This window comes from Brevibacillus sp. HB1.4B (genome assembly GCF_013284285.1).
In the GTDB taxonomy this organism is placed as follows: Bacteria; Bacillota; Bacilli; order Brevibacillales; family Brevibacillaceae; genus Brevibacillus; species Brevibacillus porteri.
This window is the reverse complement of the sequence record NZ_JABSUT010000018.1, coordinates 24969-40541: the sequence shown is the minus strand read 5'-3', so window position 1 is coordinate 40541 and position 15573 is coordinate 24969. Positions and strand designations below refer to the sequence as shown.

Genomic DNA, 15573 nt, shown 5'->3' with positions numbered 1-15573 from the left:
AGATTGGGGTTTTTCCATGTTTAAGATCAGTGAATTTTCCCGATTGAGCAGAGTGTCCTTAAAGACGCTTCGCTTTTATGACCAGATTGGTATTTTGAAGCCAGCGGATATCGACAAAGAGACTGGCTATCGGTTTTATGCAGCAGAGCAATTGGTTACGCTCAATCGAATCCTCATGTACAAGGACTTGGGATTTACGTTGCAACAAATTCAGGAATTGCTTCATGAAGAGATGTCCCTGGAACAACTACAAGGCATATTCAGGCAAAAAGAAAGGGAAATGAAACAGCTCCTTGAGGAGGAGCAAGCACGATTGAATCGAATCAAGGAGCGTCTGCTATCGATCGAGCAAAAGGGGTATGGAGAACAAGAGGTTGTCTTTAAACGAGTCGAAGCTCAAAAAGTTGTCTCGTTCCGTGCGGAAGGGAAGGTGGAAGAGATTCCGATGCTTTTCGATCGACTGGCTCATTATGCAGGCAAGCAGCAGAGAGGGATGCTTTCTCCCATCGTTTTGTGGAAGGAATCGGAGAGGGACGAGACGGCATTCGAATTGGAGATCGGCTATGTACTCAAACAGGACATTTCCTTGCCATCTGATAGGCTGGAAATACGTATGCTGCCAGAGGAGCCGATGATGGCCACCCTGGTCCAACGTGTAGAGCCATTCGTTCCTTCTACGGCCTGTATTGACTTGGCAAAATGGATAGAGCGCAATCAATACCGGATCAAAAAAGATCAGCCAGGCAGAGAAAACTATCTGCAATCCCCAGATGGGGGCGATACGTATGTAGAAGTACAAATTCCTATTGAATCTCCATAAACAAGGCCAGTACCTGTATAGACGACGAGGTACTGGCCTTTTGCTTGTGTTCATTTGACGCTGGTGGAAGGCAGGTAGTACAGTAATGTTGAACGAAAATACAGAAAATTACAAAGGGGAAAGAAGGGAATCCTGCTATGAATAGAAAAGCACGTCGGTTCATTGATCTGAGTGTGCCTCTTGATCGTCTGGCAAAAGAACCGTTTCCACCTGAGATTCAATACAATAGTCATGAAGAAGGGGCTGTCCAAGCTGCGCAGTATTTCGGACTCCAATCAACGGATTTTCCCGAGCAGAAGGCTTGGGCGAGTGAAACGGTGACACTCACGACACATACAGGGACACATGTAGATGCACCTTGGCATTACTGGCCTACTTCCGAGGGAGAGCCGGCAAGAACGATTGATCAGTTACCGTTGGAGTGGTTCTACGGAGATGGTGTCTTGCTTGATTTTAGTGAAAAGCCGTCTGGCTACGAAATCACGGTAAATGATGTAAAGCAGAAGCTCGCCCAAATCCAATACGAACTAAAACCGTTCGATATTGTCCTGATCAGGACGGATGCAGATAAAAGATACTATGAAGAACACTATTTCCTATCACATGCAGGGGTATCGGCGGAAGCAACCCATTGGCTGATTGATCAAGGAATTAAGGTCATGGGAACCGATGGGTGGGGATGGGATATCCCGTTTTCCGTTCAAGCCGCTAACTATAAACAAAATCCGCGCGATGGCGTATTATGGGCGGCTCACTATGTGGGAAAAGAGAAAGAGTATTGCCAAATTGAAAAGCTGGCGAACTTGGAGCAATTGCCGAGACCCTACGGGTTTACCGTTTCTGTGTTTCCTGTCAAAGTAAAAGGGGCGAGCGCGGGATGGGCGCGTCCGGTTGCTATTTTTGAAGAAGAGGAGTAGTTGCATGGGCATAAACAAGAGAGCGAAAGTTCTGTTCCTCCTATTCTTCTTGGGCTTTTGTTTCATCATGATCGCGTATGTTTCCCTGATCTGGTATCCTGCATTACCATTCGATTCCAAGTCCAAAAGAGAAGTGACAGAGCTGTTGGGCGAAAACACGGGAACCATCGTCAAATTGACGACGGAGGAAAACGTCGATTGGTATGGGCCGCAAGCGAATCAAGCATCAGCGGCAGAAGCGATGATACGAGCAGTGACAGAAAAAGGCTGGACCTTTATCCAGCAAGAAGGGGCCGGATACTTTTTTGAACGGAGGAAAGAGAAGCTGATTATCACGTCACAAATGTGGACGGGCAACTATGTACTCTTTCGAATCCCCGCAGGTGTTCTATAGAGATACCATGAGGCAAAATGAACGGAATGGCAGGACGCATTGATCTACGCACGCATCACTTTCCACAACAAATATTTCTCTCGTAAACAAACTGCACAAGGCCGATATCCCGCAGCAATAGCGGTTGCTTCATCCGCAAAAAATACGCGATGGCGCACATAACCGCCTCGCGTAATGGCTCTGATGGCAGAGGGACAATCCAGTCGGCCATATATCCTGCCTGGTCGATACCCTCCTAATGTACCCGGAGTATCACTTTGATAAAAAGAGCGATCAGCTCCGAGCAGGGTGTATGTTTTGGCAGAGTCAGCATCTTGAGGTGCTGGCTTTTTTGGCGTAGGCATATGGCTCCCCCTCTATCGGTACGTGTGTCGGGTTCACTCCAACAGGAGGAAGCCACAGTCAGCCTACATCAAGCGCTTTGACATTACGAGAATGCTGGAATCGCGAAGTAGGCACTCAAGCGGTGGTTGATCTGCTCCTCGGTAAGCTCAGGGAACAATCTCGCTTCCTTCACCATATCGTACAGACGCTCCATCGGCTCGCGGCCATCGGCTTTCTTTGCCTTCGCGTCGTTTTTGAGCAACTCCCAAATCCCAATCACATACTCGCGTCTGGTGATATCTTGTTTGCGGAAAAAGAAATCGAGGCGCTCCACATGGTCCATGAATTCATTGCCGAAGCGCTTGTCCACTTCCCCGCGCAGGAGGGCGATTTCTGCTTCGTACATCGGACGCTCGTTGCCTTTCTCCTTGCTGATCCAAGGTGTCTCCAGTACAAGCGGCAGGTGGCGGATTTTCTCGTGGTTCACGATGTAGTTCATCGCATCAAAGCCGATGAGTCCCGCACCGATTGGCGCATGGCGGTCTTTGCCTGCCCCGCGGAAGTTTTTGCTGTCATTCAAGTGAACGACGGCGAGACGGTCCAAGCCGATTGTCCGGTCAAACTGTTCCAAGACGCCATCGAAGTCGTTGACGATATCGTAGCCAGCATCGTGAATATGGCAAGTATCCATGCAGACGGTCAGCCTGCTGTTGTCTTCTACTTTCTCGATGATGGCCGCGATTTCCTCAAAGCTGCGACCGATTTCCGTTCCTTTACCCGCCATCGTCTCCAACGCGATTTTCACGTTGGTGTCTTTGATGCCTGTCAGAACTTCATTCAAGCCTTCTGCGATTCGGGCGATGCCGTATTCTGCATCCTTGTCTGTGTACGCGCCAGGGTGCAGCACGATATTTTTGACGCCAATGTAGTCGGTCCGGCGAATCTCTTCTTGCAGAAAGCGGACAGCGAGCTCATAGGTATCGTCCTTGTAAGAGCCCAAGTTAATAATGTACGGGGCATGTACCACAATCTCATCCACGCCCTGCTTCGCCATTACTTCTTTGCCTTCCGTAATGTACTGGTCCTCGATCGGCTTGCGGCGGGTGTTTTGCGGTGCACCCGTGTAGATCATAAAGGTACTCGAGCCGTAGGTGGCAGCTTCTTCGGCGGCATTCAGCAGTCCCTTACCGGAGAATGATACGTGCGAACCTATTTTTAGCATAGGATAGAACCTCCTTTGATTAATAAAGAAAACGCCATAAATAAAAAGTAGCGTACGACTCCCAATTCGTCCAAGCCTTGGACAGCTCTCGTATTTCTGCTTTTGTCGGCTTTTTTTCGTTGCCGAGTAAAAATTTGATTGCATTGTGCAGGCCGACATCATCAATGGGAAAAGCAGAGGGAATTCGCAGACAGCGCATGAGCACATAGTTGGCCGTCCACGGTCCAATCCCGCGAATACTGGTCAAACGTTTCTCCGCGGTTTGATAATCTCCTCCGTCCCATAATAGCTCTTTCGATAGTTTCCCTTCAACGATGAGTTGTGCGACGTCAATCAAATACTCGCATTTCTTGGTCGTCATGCGCAATCCATCCAGATCAGCGACGGATAATCCGGCGATTTTTTCCGCTGTGGGAAAAAGCCAATACGTCTGTCCTTCGAACTCTACCCGTCTTCCGAATGTCTCTACCAACCGTCGTTTAAGCGTGTACGCATAGGTCAGGTTAATTTGCTGTCCAATGATACCCCAACTGAGCGCTTCAAACAGGTCGGGAATACCCATGGTCCGCAGCCCGTAGAACTTTTCAACAGCCTGCTGTAGAAGAGCATCCCCTGCGGCAAGCTCATAAAACGGAACCAGATTTCGATCGAGATCGAACCAATCGCGAACATAGCGTGCTACCTCCATCCGGACTGTTTCAGTGGGAAGCGAAGGGCTGAGAAAACGCACAGTCAATCTTTGATCGTTATCTGCGTGAATTTCGACCACTTGTGGATCTTGTTCAATCGGGATGGCTTTGTAGAGGCGCCCGTTTTGAATGTGAAACATGCATTCGTTGGATGCTCTGGACAAGTAGTGAAGATTTTGCGAAAAACTGAATTCCGTAGGTACGGACAAGATTATTTCTTCTCTATTATCGACCCAAGCCTCGTGTGATAGACCGCTTGTCATGCGAAAACCTCCTGTCTGACTTCCTTCTAGTTTTATAACAAGAAAAGCGATACTGTCATTTCGTTATCTTGCTATTTTAATTTTCTAGCAGTACGGATCACGTAGCGTAGGGGTATACTGTCAATAAGAGCAAGCGATTCGATAACGGCTATGGCAAAGGAGATGACATGTGTTGGAGGAACGGGTAACCGATGAGCGATGGCAGGCCATTATTCATAACGATGTGTCTTACGATGATCAATTTTTTTATGCGGTAAAAACGACGAAGATCTTTTGTAGACCGTCGTGCAAGTCAAAGCCGCCGAAGAGGGAGAACGTGCGAGTTTTCCAAAATGCAAGCCAAGCTATGCGGGAAGAATTTCGCCCATGTAAACGATGCAAGCCCACGGGAGAGAGGTTGCCTGATCGTGAGTGGGTGGCACAAATTACACAGTATATTGATTCTCATTATAACGAAAAGCTGACGTTGGAGCATTTGGCGGATATGTGCCATGGCAGTCCGTTTCATTTGCAGCGAACATTTAAGCGACTCATGTCAATGACGCCCGTGGAGTACATCCAGAAAAAGCGGATAGACAGGGCGCGAGAGCTGCTGGTTCATTCGAACAACCAGATCGCGGATGTTGCGCAATTGGTAGGAATGCCGAATACACCGTATTTTATCACGTTGTTTAAAAAAATGACGGGCAAGACCCCGAGTGAATATCGCCAACAGTGCGTCAAACAATAAACGACATAAGCTGCTCGTGAAATGTAATATCTTTAGAAGTAAGAAGCTTTGAAGATGAGAAAGAAAAAGGAGCACTGCCAAAATGAGCGATATGAAAACCTTGCGAGAAGTATTTAAAAAGACCACTTATCAAATCGCCGGGCACAGCAAGAGAGACCTCCATCAATTGCAGCAGGTCCTGTCCAGAGTGGATGGGAATGTAGAGGGTGATATGTACGGAACAGGCGAACTCATCGAGAATTTCGAGAGCAAGATGGCCGAATATTTGGGCAAAGAGTCTGCCGTGTTCTTTCCCAGCGGTACGATGGCCCAACAAATCGCGTTACGCATCTGGTGCGATGAGAAGGGAATCAAAAAGGTCGCCTATCATCCGCTCTGCCACTTGGAGATTCACGAGGAAGATGGGCTCAAGGAGCTGCATCAGATTGAGGCGGTCTTGCTGGCGGATAAAGACAGAGTGATTGAACTGGACGATGTTCTCGGCATGGACAACGATATCGCGTGCCTGTTGCTGGAATTGCCACAGCGTGAGATTGGCGGACAGCTGCCCTCGTATGAGGATTTGGAGGCGATCTCCCAGTATTGTCGGGAAAAAGGAGTTCGGTTGCATCTAGATGGTGCCCGGCTTTTGGAAATCCTGCCGTATTACCAGAAATCAGCCGATGAGGTATGCGCATTGTTTGATAGCGTGTACGTTTCCTTTTACAAAGGGATAGGCGGAATTGCCGGAGCGATCCTGGCTGGGGATGAAGATTTCACGAAGCAATCGAAGGTATGGAAAAGACGCCATGGTGGGGATCTGATTAGTTTGTACCCGTACATTGTTACGTCAGAATACCATTTTGAGCAAAGAAAACATAAATTCAATCAATATTACGAGCATGCAAAAGAGCTGGCGAGATTGTACAACCAATGCCAGGGGATATCTACGAGACCGGCCGTGCCTGTGTCCAACATGTTTCATGTGCACGCAGATTTGCCGCAAGAAGAGCTCGAGCGTATCATGGTCTCACTTAGTGAAGAGACAGGGATTGGCTTCACGCATTATGTAAGACAGAAAGACGAATCTTCTAGCTCCTATGAGGTAAGTATTGGCGATCGGTATGCGATGATCCCGAAAGAAGAGCTAGCATTGGCATTCGAAAAGCTGAATCAAAAAATAGGGGAACAGAAATCAAAAGCCGAGTAAATGAATCCATTTCGGGGCGGTGGCAGACTGGTGCTTACAGATTCATACCGGGCTGCCACAGTATGTTCCGAAAGAAGAGAAAGGGAGCATTATGTTCATCATCAGACCGTACAAGAAAAGCGACTACCCTTGGATCATGGCGTACGATTTGCCGCTAGAACAAGCGATCTACACGTCTATGCCAGTCGATATCATCGAAGTATCTCAAAACAATTCTGATCAGCAGCCCTATGTGATTTTTGACCAAGGTCATTTAATCGGCTGTTTTGCCTTATTCACACCACAGACAGGCAATCCCTACACACCAAATGAACAGGCGATTATTTTTAAATCGTTCTCGATCGATTCCCGTCATCAAAAAAAGGGCTACGCTTTGAAAGCTTTACAGAGCTTGCCTGACATCGCACGAGAGTATTACCCGATGCGGGATGAAAGTGTGTTGACGGTTCATCATACAAATACCCCAGCAATCCAACTGTATAAAAAGGCGGGTTTTGTAGATCAAGGATTAAGGTTTGCGGGAGAATATGGCGAGGAGCTGATTTTTCATCTCGATTTGACAGTTTCAAAATGAGTTGATAAAGTGAATGACAGTCAGTCAGTTGTAATCGTTCGCTTAAAAGGAGGGAAGTTACTTGGCGGTCAGCAAAGACGATAAATATTCCAAAATCCTCAACGCGGCTATCGAGATCATATCGGAAAAAGGACTGGATAAGACGTCCATATCCGATATCGTAAAAAAAGCAGGGATTGCCCAAGGGACGTTTTACCTGTACTTCTCATCCAAGATGGCTCTGGTTCCAGCGATTGCTGATAATCTGCTGACGATTACCTTCCAGCGGATCAATGATAAGCTGAAGGGAAAAAGTGATATCGAGAGCGTTCTCGAAGTGTTGGTCGATGAGACCTTTTCCTTTACCGATGAATACAGGGATGTCATCATCCTTTGCTATTCCGGATTTGCACTTGATAATTCATTGGAGACATGGGGAACGATCTATAAGCCTTTTTATGAGTGGATGGAAGGCGTCCTCGTGCAAGCAATCAGTGATAACGCCATCTTGAAAGATATTGATGTGAAATGGACGGCCAAAATTATTATTACGCTTGTCGAGAATACAGCGGAACGCTATTACAGTAGCGATCAGAAGAACGTAGCACCAGATGAATATAAAGCGGAAATCCTGCGTTTTTGCAAAAGATCACTAGGTATCCAATAAAGAAGTATTGGAGCATATCCAATTCTTTTTTTTACGTGTAAGAAAGTTTATGTACCAGCGTGTAAAAGCGACTTTGCATAAACTTTCTGGAGCGCATAAAAACTTTCCGCTAAAGCGCGGTCGCTCCTCCATAGGAATGCCTCGATAGAGGTTTTTTTATTTGGTACAAAATGACTGACGTTCATTCATTGTTAACACAACAAGAACAACGAAGAGGTGATCACCATGGCATGGTTTTATTTAATCATTGGCGGAATGATCGAAATTGCTTGGGCATTGGGACTGAAGTTCTCGGATGGATTCACGAAGCCCGTAGTGAGTGTCGTCACGGTTCTATTGATCGTTACCAGCTTCTACTTTTTTGCTCAGGCCATGAAACGAATTCCAGTCGGAACTGCGTATGCGATTTTCACAGGGATTGGTGCAGCGGGAACGGCCGTCGTTGGATTTACGTTTTTGGGTGAGGATGTCTCTTTCTTGAAAATCTTTTTTATCCTGTTGCTGCTCACGTGCATTATCGGATTGAAGCTGTCGAGCAAGCCAGAAGAAGAGAACGCATAACAACTTGGAGGTGGACAGTATGGCATGGGCGATGTTGATTATCGCTGGTTTTGCAGAAATTGGTGGAGTGATTTCGTTAAAATTGACCGAAGGATTTACAAAATGGAAGCCAACGGTTGCTTGTTTGATCTTCGCAAGTATTAGCTTTTATCTGCTCTCGTCCGCTGTACAGACGCTCCCGGTCGGAACAGCTTATGCTGTATGGACGGGAATTGGCTCAGCAGGAAGCGTGCTGGTAGGGATGTTGTTTTTCAAAGAGTCGAGGGACAGGAAGCGGATTCTGTTCATGACAGGGATTGTCATCAGTATTGTTGGTTTGAAGTTCATCGCATAGTGATAGCGAAAAGCCCCTTTCTAGCAGCGTGTGCTGTAAGAAGGGGGCTTTTCGCTATGGTTTCACTGGTTCGCCTGTACGCCAAATCGGGTAAACAATTGCCAGATCAGCTCTCGTCTGCTGGATACCCCAGTTTTTACGAAGATGGACTTCAAATGATCCTGAACCGTATAAGCGGAGATGTGCAGTGTGCGTGCGAGCTCCTTCGTGGAAGCGCCGCGGACAATCTGGTCGAGTATTTGCTTCTCCCGTACAGACAATCCGTATGATTCGGCGATGAGCGGCAGCATGTCAGCAGGTTTTGCGGGACCGAACAATACAGCCAGGTGCACCGTGCTGCTTTGGGTGTTCATCGGGCTTGCCTGAATCGTCATGTAAGGGCCATCTGGCATGCGAATGCAGACTTTTGCCATGGATGTCTTGTGACCTGATTCTGTCAGCTGGGAGAGTGCCCGCGAACAAACCGCTCGCACTGGTCGGGGCAAGGTATCGCGATTAATCGACTCCCATTGGCGCAGCAAGGTCAGCCATTTTTCCGCTGTGGGATTGGCAGCGAGTAAGGTGAACTGATCCGACAGCATCAATATTCCCATCTCTTCTTCTATCCACGTATTTTCCTCAGCGGGTAAGGACAGACTCGTCTTTCGCAACTGATACCCAATCAGCGGCGCCAAAGCCAAAATACATTCACGCTCCTGCTCAGAAAAAAAGGGATGCCCCTGCGAACGAAACAACGTTAAATAGCCCCAGCATGCACCGTCGTACTTAAGGGCAGCACGCATCTCATCATGAAAACCGGCGGGGAGCAGAACATTGCGATAGCGGTCACTGCGTGCAAGCTGGCCATCGGTCGCTTGACTCAACGTAGCGACAGGCTCAGCCGCTTTGCACAGATGATCATATCGATTGAAGTCCTCGAGCAAGTATTCATGCTCAAAAATGCCATGATGAATGGCTTCCACCCCGTCTTCCGTAATGGCTCCGGTGGATAATAGCGTTTGCGGATCAACGGCTGTACAGCAGGCCCCGTCAAAAGGGACGAACTCCCGCAATAGCTGCAAGAGCGCTGTCCGATAGTCTTGTGAAGAGTGAGAAAAGCGTTCAGCTAGTGCCATCACTTTTCGTTTGCTCGCTTCCCGATTTGTGCTCATCTGTATTCTCCTGTACGTCTATTGGCAAAGGAAAATCCCATCTTTGTGGGATGGTGCTCTCCTCGTTCCTCTTTATAATTGAGAATAATTCTTAGTCTAAATTTACAAGATACGCGAGGAGTTGGAAAGACCATATGAGCCAGCGGCAGCGCTTTTTCATGATGATCGCGATTTGTCTGGGTGCATTCTTGTCTCATTTTACGGCGGGGATTGTCAATGTATCGCTCCCTCAGTTCACATCCATTTTCCAGACGGAGCTGGCGATCGCACAATGGATTACAACGGGATATTTGCTTGTCATTGCGTCTCTTCTTCCTTTCATGGGCAAGCTGGGAGATCGATACGGGCATCGTGTGCTGCACAATTACGGCTTCCTGCTGTTCACGGTAAGCTCTGTCTTGGTGGCATTTTCGACGACGATTACGATGCTGTTGATGCTTCGAATCGTGCAAGCCGTCGGAGCGGCTATGTTCCAGGCTACCAATATCGCGCTCATTGCGATGTTGCTCCCAAAAGAAATGCGGGGAAGGGCAATGGGGATCATGAGCACAGCTGTTGCGCTTGGTGGCATGACTGGACCGATTGCAGGTGGGATGATCGCGTCGTGGTTGAGATGGGAGTGGTTGTTCCTCATTCATGTTCCTGTCGCTATCTTGGCTACGGGGCTGGCTTTTCGTTACATTCCTTCTCATAAGCAGGCGAAGAAGGCCCGTTCACTAGATCTCGTTGGGGCAGGTCTGTTCATGCTACTGGTCAGCTCAGTCATTATGGCGATCTCCAATGGAAACGGGTGGGGCTGGGATTCACAAGGGATGCTCATTCTTTTTGGATGTGTACTCGTCTTGGCAGGGGCGTTTGTCTGGTGGGAGCGGCGACAGTCCGTGCCGTTTTTGCCCGTGGCGGTCTTTCGCCTATCAGCTGTGTCCAGTGGATTGTTTATTAGCTTTACTTCGTTTGTGCTCGCGAATCTCGTACTGGTTGTCATGCCGTTTTACTTACTTGATCAAGCGCATGTTTCCCCTTTGACGGCAGGGTATATGATGACTGCTTACCCACTGATGCTGGCGTTGACGGGTCCTTTTAGTGGCTGGGCTTCGGATCGCTATCGGGCACGGCCACTCATTTTTGCAGGTCTTGGTGCGATGGGGGCAGGGATAACCGTATTGGCGATCTGGCTAGAGGTATTATCAACGGTGGAAATCATCGCGCTACTGGCTTTGGTGGGGGCAGGTATGGGGCTGATTGCTTCGCCCAACAACAGCTACATCATGCGCTACGTCCCGTTGGAGCATGCGGGTGCGATCGGAGGCATGATCGCCTTGACACGCAATGCAGGGATGGTGGTCGGCGCAGCGTTGGGACTGGGCATGATGAATGGCGAATCGAATCAAGCAGTGCAGCCGATGATCGATGCGTATCGTGCGGTTTTTGAAGCAGGTGGCCTGATTTGGCTGAGCGGTTTGTTGGTCTGGTGGTATGCGGGACGTCTGGAGTGGCAGAAAAAGAGAGGCACAGAGGTGGAGAAGGCATGAGCAAGGATCGAATTGTGGTAGTCGGGGGGTACGGTCATGTAGGGGCAACGATTTGCAAGAATTTGGGTAACGCATATCCGGGACGGGTGTATGCTGCTGGACGCAGCTTGGAGAAGGCGGAAGCATTTTGCCGAGAAGCAGATGGACAGGTGCTGCCGCTTGAGCTCGATATTCACAAGCCGTTAGACCAAAGCATGCTGGAAAAAGTAAAGCTGGTGGTCATGTGTCTGGATCAGACGAATACGGCTTTTGTAGAAGGGTGTGTGCGGAATGGAACGCATTATCTCGATATTTCAGCGAATGGCCATTTTTTGACGCAAATCGAACAATGGGGGAGCCGAACTGAAACGAAGAACAGGGGAACTGCCGTACTCAGTGTAGGACTGGCGCCAGGTCTGACCAACCTGCTCGCGGGGGAAGCTCATCGCTTACTGGACCAAGTGAGTGAGCTGGACATATTCATTATGCTTGGTCTCGGTGATCGACATGGGAGGGCCGCGATTGAATGGACTGTCGATAACTTGTGCACGAGCTACGAGGTGATTAACAATCATCAGCGTGTAACCGTAGAGAGCATGACAGAGGGCAAGCTCGTTGATTTTGGACCGGGGCTGGGGAAAAAGCGCGCGTATCGATTTCCGTTTTCTGATCAGCAGACATTGGCACGCACCTTGTGTATCCCTACAGTATCTACCCGACTTTGTTTTGATCTGAATGGGATGACGAGAGGGGTGGCGGCCCTTCGGAGTATAGGAATTTGCCGATTACTCCATCAACCAAAAGTACGGGAATCCGTGATGGAAGCGTTTGGGCGTTGGAAAATGGGGGATGATCGGTTTGCCATCAAGGTAGAGGCACGGGGAAAACGGGGAACTAACGAGGCGACAGTAGAGTGTCTGCTTTTTGGGCGCGATCAGTCCAACATGACCGCAATGGTGGCGGCTGCCGTAGCAAAATCGCTGTATGAAGAAGCGTTTCCTCCAGGAGTCCACCACATGGAACAACTATTTTCATTAGAAAAAATGAGATTTTGGCTGGAGCAGGAAGCATCACTGACCATATTTGTCAGGGAAGCCGGTCTATGATAGAGCTATCCAAGAACTAAAGAGGGGGCTTTATCATGACGCACTATGCCAAAAACATGTACGACTTTCACACGTGGGCGAATCAAACGTTAATCAATCGCTTGAAGGAACTTCCGGAAGGTGTTTACGAGCAGGAGGTCCAAAGCGTTTTCCCGACAGTAGCAAAAGTGGTGGAGCATATTTATATGGTGGACCAAGGCTGGCTTCACATTTTGCAGGGCATGGACATGCGAGCGGCATTGAATGAGGCATGGAAGAAGGAACAGGAATTAACGGGAAAAAGCTTGGAGGAAGTAGAGCAGATGTATGCCGAGCTGGTCGAGCAATACAGAGTGTTTCTCAGCCAAGAAGAAGATTTGGATCGCCACATTGTCCTCGACAATTCGTACACGAGAGTACGCGATACGAGCTTGGCAGAAATCATCATGCAAGTGGTCAATCATGGAACGTATCATCGTGGAAACATAACGGCGATGCTGCGCCAAATGGGGTATCCTTCTGTCATGACCGAGTATGCTCTTTACTGGTACGAAACCTGATAAAAGTGCGTGGGGCTGGAAGAGATTTCATTCTTCTGGCCTTGGGGTGTTGACAAGGGAAAATTTTAGTCCTATAATTATCTTAAATTCAAGATATTAATTTTTGTAACATTGTCATCCTACTTCCCCAAGAAGGTGCTTTTTTAAACATCATTATCTTTAATTTAAGATATTAAAAAATGAATGAAAAAATCGAGGAGGAAGTCCCATGAGTGAATTCACTACCCTTGTAAAAAACAGAAGATCCGCAAACAAGTTTCTACCGGATGTAACGATAACACCTGCTGAGATCGATGAAATCATGTCGCTGGTCAAGTTCGCGCCATCTGCATTCAATTTGCAGCATGCCCACTATGTAGTTGTCACCGATCCAGAAGCAAAAGAGCGTGTATATGAAGCGGCATATAGACAATATAAGGTAAAGACCGCTTCGGCAGTTGTGCTTGTATTTGGAGACAAGGAAGCGTACCAAAGTGTAGAGCGCATCAATGAAGGTCTCCTTCATTTAGGGATCATGGATCAACGCGAGTACGATCACAATAATTCTTCTGTCAGAGCGATGCACGAGTCTGGAGGAGAGCAGTTCAAGCGCGATGAAGCGATCCGCAATGCCAATTTGTCCGCAATGCTGTTCATGCTCGCTGCAAAGGATAAAGGCTGGGATACTTGCCCGATGATCGGATTCGACCCAGCAGCCGTTCAAGAGATAGCAAAGGTTCCGGACAGCTTTGTGCCAGCTCTGATGATCACGATTGGAAAAGAAGATACATCCAGCCAGCGTGTGAGAGGGTACCGCAAGCCCGTTGGAGAGTTTGTGAGCTACAACACATTCCAAGCAAGTAAATCATAATTAGAGGAGGCTATTCAAAATGACACAGCAAACAGCAGGGATTCACCATATCACAGCTTTTGTCACAAGCGCTCAAAATAACGTTGATTTTTATGCAGGGTTTCTCGGATTGCGCATGGTGAAAAAAACGATTAACTTCGATGCGCCAGAAGTGTATCATCTGTACTTCGGGAATGAGGTCGGCAGTCCAGGTACAGCGATCACCTTTTTCCCGTGGGAATCTGGTCGCCGCGGACGCGTGGGCGGTGGACAGGTGGGCTATACGACTTTCTTGATTCCGGTAGGGGCGTTTTCCTTCTGGGAGGATCGACTGAAAAAATTCGGAATCGAGTACCGTCGCGTGGAGCGTTTTAACGAAACGTATCTGCAATTTACGGACAGAGACGGCTTACAGCTGGAGATTGTGGAACGTGAAGGAGGCCCAGCGAGCAAATGGTCCTTTGGCGGAGTGCCGGCTGACAAGGCGATCAAAGGCTTCGGCGGAGCAATCTTGTACAGTATGGCTCCAGCCCACACCATGGATGTTCTCGAGAGACTGATGGGACTAACCAGAGTCGGCGAAGAAAACGGCCTTGTCCGTTTCCAGGCTCACGGTGATTTGGGCAATGTTATTGACGTGAATGCCGAGCCGATACCAAGAGGAGAAGGTGGCGCAGGAACGATTCATCACATCGCATGGCGTGCTATAGACGATCAGGATCACCAGCAATGGCAGCAGCGCGCGGCTCAATCCGGTCTTCATCCAACAGATATTATTGACCGTCAATACTTTAACGCCATTTACTTCCGCGAGCCGGGCGAGATTTTGTTTGAGATTGCGACCGATCCTCCGGGCTTTGAACGAGATGAGCCATTTGATACATTGGGCGAAAAACTGATGCTCCCCGAGTGGTATGAGCCACATCGCGCCCAGATTGAGCAAGGCTTGCCACCGATTACAGTCAGAGTGTTGGAGGAAGATAAATCATGAATTTGAAGCACATTTTTCGAAAAGGAACCGATTCAGAAGCACCAACACTGTTGCTGCTACATGGAACAGGTGGAGATGAAAACGACCTCTTGCCACTGGCCAATCGCATTTATCCAGGCGCTTCTGTTCTGAGTGTCCGTGGGAATGTTCTCGAAAACGGCATGCCACGATTTTTCCGACGCTTAGCTGAGGGTGTTTTTGACGAAGAGGATTTGGTCTACCGCACGCAGGAGCTGCATGATTTTTTGGATCAGGCGGCGGTTACGTATCAGATCGAGCGAGACAATATCGTGGCAGTCGGCTATTCGAACGGGGCGAATATCGCAGGTAGTCTCCTGTTCCATTACCCGAATCCGCTAAAAGGGGCGATTCTTTACCATCCAATGGTTCCACGCCGTGGGATAGCGCTGCCTGATATGTCAGCCATTCCGGTGTTTATTGGAGCGGGCACGAATGATCCGATTTGTACGGCACAAGAGACGGAGGGGCTGAACCGACTACTGACAGAAGCAGGTGCTGACGTGACTGTGCATTGGGATTCATATGGTCATCAGCTGACGGTGAAGGAAGTAGAGGCTTCCGCCGCGTGGTTTACAGAGATGTTTCGCAAGTAATCGATGAGTAACAAGAGCGGCGGGCCCATGTCTGCCGCTTTTTTGTGTGTGCAAACAGTTGTTTTTCCGGGAAAAGAGCAGCTTCCCGCAGATTTAATCAGATGTGTAAAAGTCTTCAAGAACCAACAGTATTCATTCATCTCTTGTTCATATTGCTTCTTTACTATTG

19 protein-coding genes are annotated in these 15573 nt (G+C 48.4%); 15 read left to right on the top strand and 4 right to left on the bottom strand.

What is annotated here, in order from left to right:
• The first annotated feature begins 16 nt into the window (after positions 1-16).
• The 3 genes from HP398_RS28980 (at position 17) to HP398_RS28970 (ending at position 2131) form a co-directional block, all read left to right on the top strand.
• Positions 17-820 carry a MerR family transcriptional regulator gene (locus tag HP398_RS28980; RefSeq protein WP_254476441.1) on the top strand — a complete coding sequence of 268 codons (804 nt, stop codon included), beginning with the start codon at positions 17-19 and terminating at the stop codon, positions 818-820.
• Between the two features lie 137 nt (positions 821-957).
• On the top strand, positions 958-1737 hold the full coding sequence (locus tag HP398_RS28975; protein WP_173624344.1) for a cyclase family protein: 780 nt from the start codon (positions 958-960) through the stop codon (positions 1735-1737).
• A gap of 4 nt (positions 1738-1741) precedes the next feature.
• Entirely contained in the window at positions 1742-2131 is a 390-nt protein-coding gene (locus HP398_RS28970; protein ID WP_173624343.1) for a hypothetical protein, read from the top strand.
• 44 nt (positions 2132-2175) lie between these two features.
• Here the strand turns inward: HP398_RS28970 and HP398_RS28965 are convergent, their stop codons facing one another.
• The 3 genes from HP398_RS28965 to HP398_RS28955 all read right to left on the bottom strand — a co-directional run bounded on the left by HP398_RS28965 (position 2176) and on the right by HP398_RS28955 (position 4629).
• Positions 2176-2475 (bottom strand): Ada metal-binding domain-containing protein, encoded by a 300-nt coding sequence (locus HP398_RS28965; RefSeq protein WP_017247111.1) that lies wholly within the window; start codon positions 2473-2475, stop codon positions 2176-2178.
• Between the two features lie 83 nt (positions 2476-2558).
• A complete protein-coding gene (locus tag HP398_RS28960) occupies positions 2559-3677 on the bottom strand; it encodes a deoxyribonuclease IV (RefSeq protein WP_173624342.1) in 1119 nt (372 codons plus the stop codon).
• Between the two features lie 19 nt (positions 3678-3696).
• Entirely contained in the window at positions 3697-4629 is a 933-nt protein-coding gene (locus HP398_RS28955; RefSeq protein ID WP_173624341.1) for a DNA-3-methyladenine glycosylase family protein, read from the bottom strand.
• A gap of 169 nt (positions 4630-4798) precedes the next feature.
• Between HP398_RS28955 and HP398_RS28950 the strand changes: the two genes are divergently transcribed.
• From HP398_RS28950 to HP398_RS28925, 6 genes are all read left to right on the top strand, one after another.
• Positions 4799-5359, top strand: coding sequence for a bifunctional transcriptional activator/DNA repair enzyme AdaA (locus tag HP398_RS28950; protein WP_035290891.1), 561 nt, complete (start codon positions 4799-4801; stop codon positions 5357-5359).
• Positions 5360-5441: 82 nt separating this feature from the next.
• Complete coding sequence (locus tag HP398_RS28945; protein ID WP_173624340.1) at positions 5442-6548, top strand: threonine aldolase family protein; 1107 nt, start codon at positions 5442-5444, stop codon at positions 6546-6548.
• A gap of 19 nt (positions 6549-6567) precedes the next feature.
• Positions 6568-7122, top strand: a complete 555-nt coding sequence (locus HP398_RS28940; protein WP_371736813.1) for a GNAT family N-acetyltransferase — start codon at positions 6568-6570, stop codon at positions 7120-7122.
• Positions 7123-7183: 61 nt separating this feature from the next.
• Positions 7184-7768 (top strand): TetR/AcrR family transcriptional regulator, encoded by a 585-nt coding sequence (locus tag HP398_RS28935; RefSeq protein ID WP_017247116.1) that lies wholly within the window; start codon positions 7184-7186, stop codon positions 7766-7768.
• Between the two features lie 225 nt (positions 7769-7993).
• Positions 7994-8329 (top strand): DMT family transporter, encoded by a 336-nt coding sequence (locus HP398_RS28930; RefSeq protein ID WP_017247117.1) that lies wholly within the window; start codon positions 7994-7996, stop codon positions 8327-8329.
• Positions 8330-8348: 19 nt separating this feature from the next.
• The gene (locus HP398_RS28925) at positions 8349-8663 is read left to right on the top strand and encodes a DMT family transporter (RefSeq protein WP_017247118.1); all 315 of its coding nucleotides are present in this window, start codon (positions 8349-8351) and stop codon (positions 8661-8663) included.
• 62 nt (positions 8664-8725) lie between these two features.
• Here the strand turns inward: HP398_RS28925 and HP398_RS28920 are convergent, their stop codons facing one another.
• Positions 8726-9814 (bottom strand): response regulator transcription factor, encoded by a 1089-nt coding sequence (locus HP398_RS28920; RefSeq protein ID WP_173624339.1) that lies wholly within the window; start codon positions 9812-9814, stop codon positions 8726-8728.
• Positions 9815-9948: 134 nt separating this feature from the next.
• On the opposite strand from HP398_RS28920, the gene HP398_RS28915 reads away from it, so the two are divergent.
• The 6 genes from HP398_RS28915 (at position 9949) to HP398_RS28890 (ending at position 15404) form a co-directional block, all read left to right on the top strand.
• Positions 9949-11346 carry an MFS transporter gene (locus tag HP398_RS28915; RefSeq protein WP_173624338.1) on the top strand — a complete coding sequence of 466 codons (1398 nt, stop codon included), beginning with the start codon at positions 9949-9951 and terminating at the stop codon, positions 11344-11346.
• A complete protein-coding gene (locus HP398_RS28910) occupies positions 11343-12431 on the top strand; it encodes a saccharopine dehydrogenase family protein (RefSeq protein WP_173624337.1) in 1089 nt (362 codons plus the stop codon). Before HP398_RS28915 ends, HP398_RS28910 begins: the two co-directional genes overlap by 4 nt.
• A 35-nt stretch (positions 12432-12466) precedes the next feature.
• Positions 12467-12970 carry a DinB family protein gene (locus HP398_RS28905; RefSeq protein WP_173624336.1) on the top strand — a complete coding sequence of 168 codons (504 nt, stop codon included), beginning with the start codon at positions 12467-12469 and terminating at the stop codon, positions 12968-12970.
• Positions 12971-13178: 208 nt separating this feature from the next.
• Positions 13179-13820, top strand: coding sequence for a nitroreductase family protein (locus tag HP398_RS28900; protein WP_017247123.1), 642 nt, complete (start codon positions 13179-13181; stop codon positions 13818-13820).
• A gap of 19 nt (positions 13821-13839) precedes the next feature.
• Positions 13840-14790 carry a ring-cleaving dioxygenase gene (locus HP398_RS28895; RefSeq protein ID WP_173624335.1) on the top strand — a complete coding sequence of 317 codons (951 nt, stop codon included), beginning with the start codon at positions 13840-13842 and terminating at the stop codon, positions 14788-14790.
• Positions 14787-15404, top strand: a complete 618-nt coding sequence (locus tag HP398_RS28890; RefSeq protein ID WP_173624334.1) for an alpha/beta hydrolase — start codon at positions 14787-14789, stop codon at positions 15402-15404. Before HP398_RS28895 ends, HP398_RS28890 begins: the two co-directional genes overlap by 4 nt.
• The last annotated feature ends 169 nt before the right edge of the window (positions 15405-15573 follow it).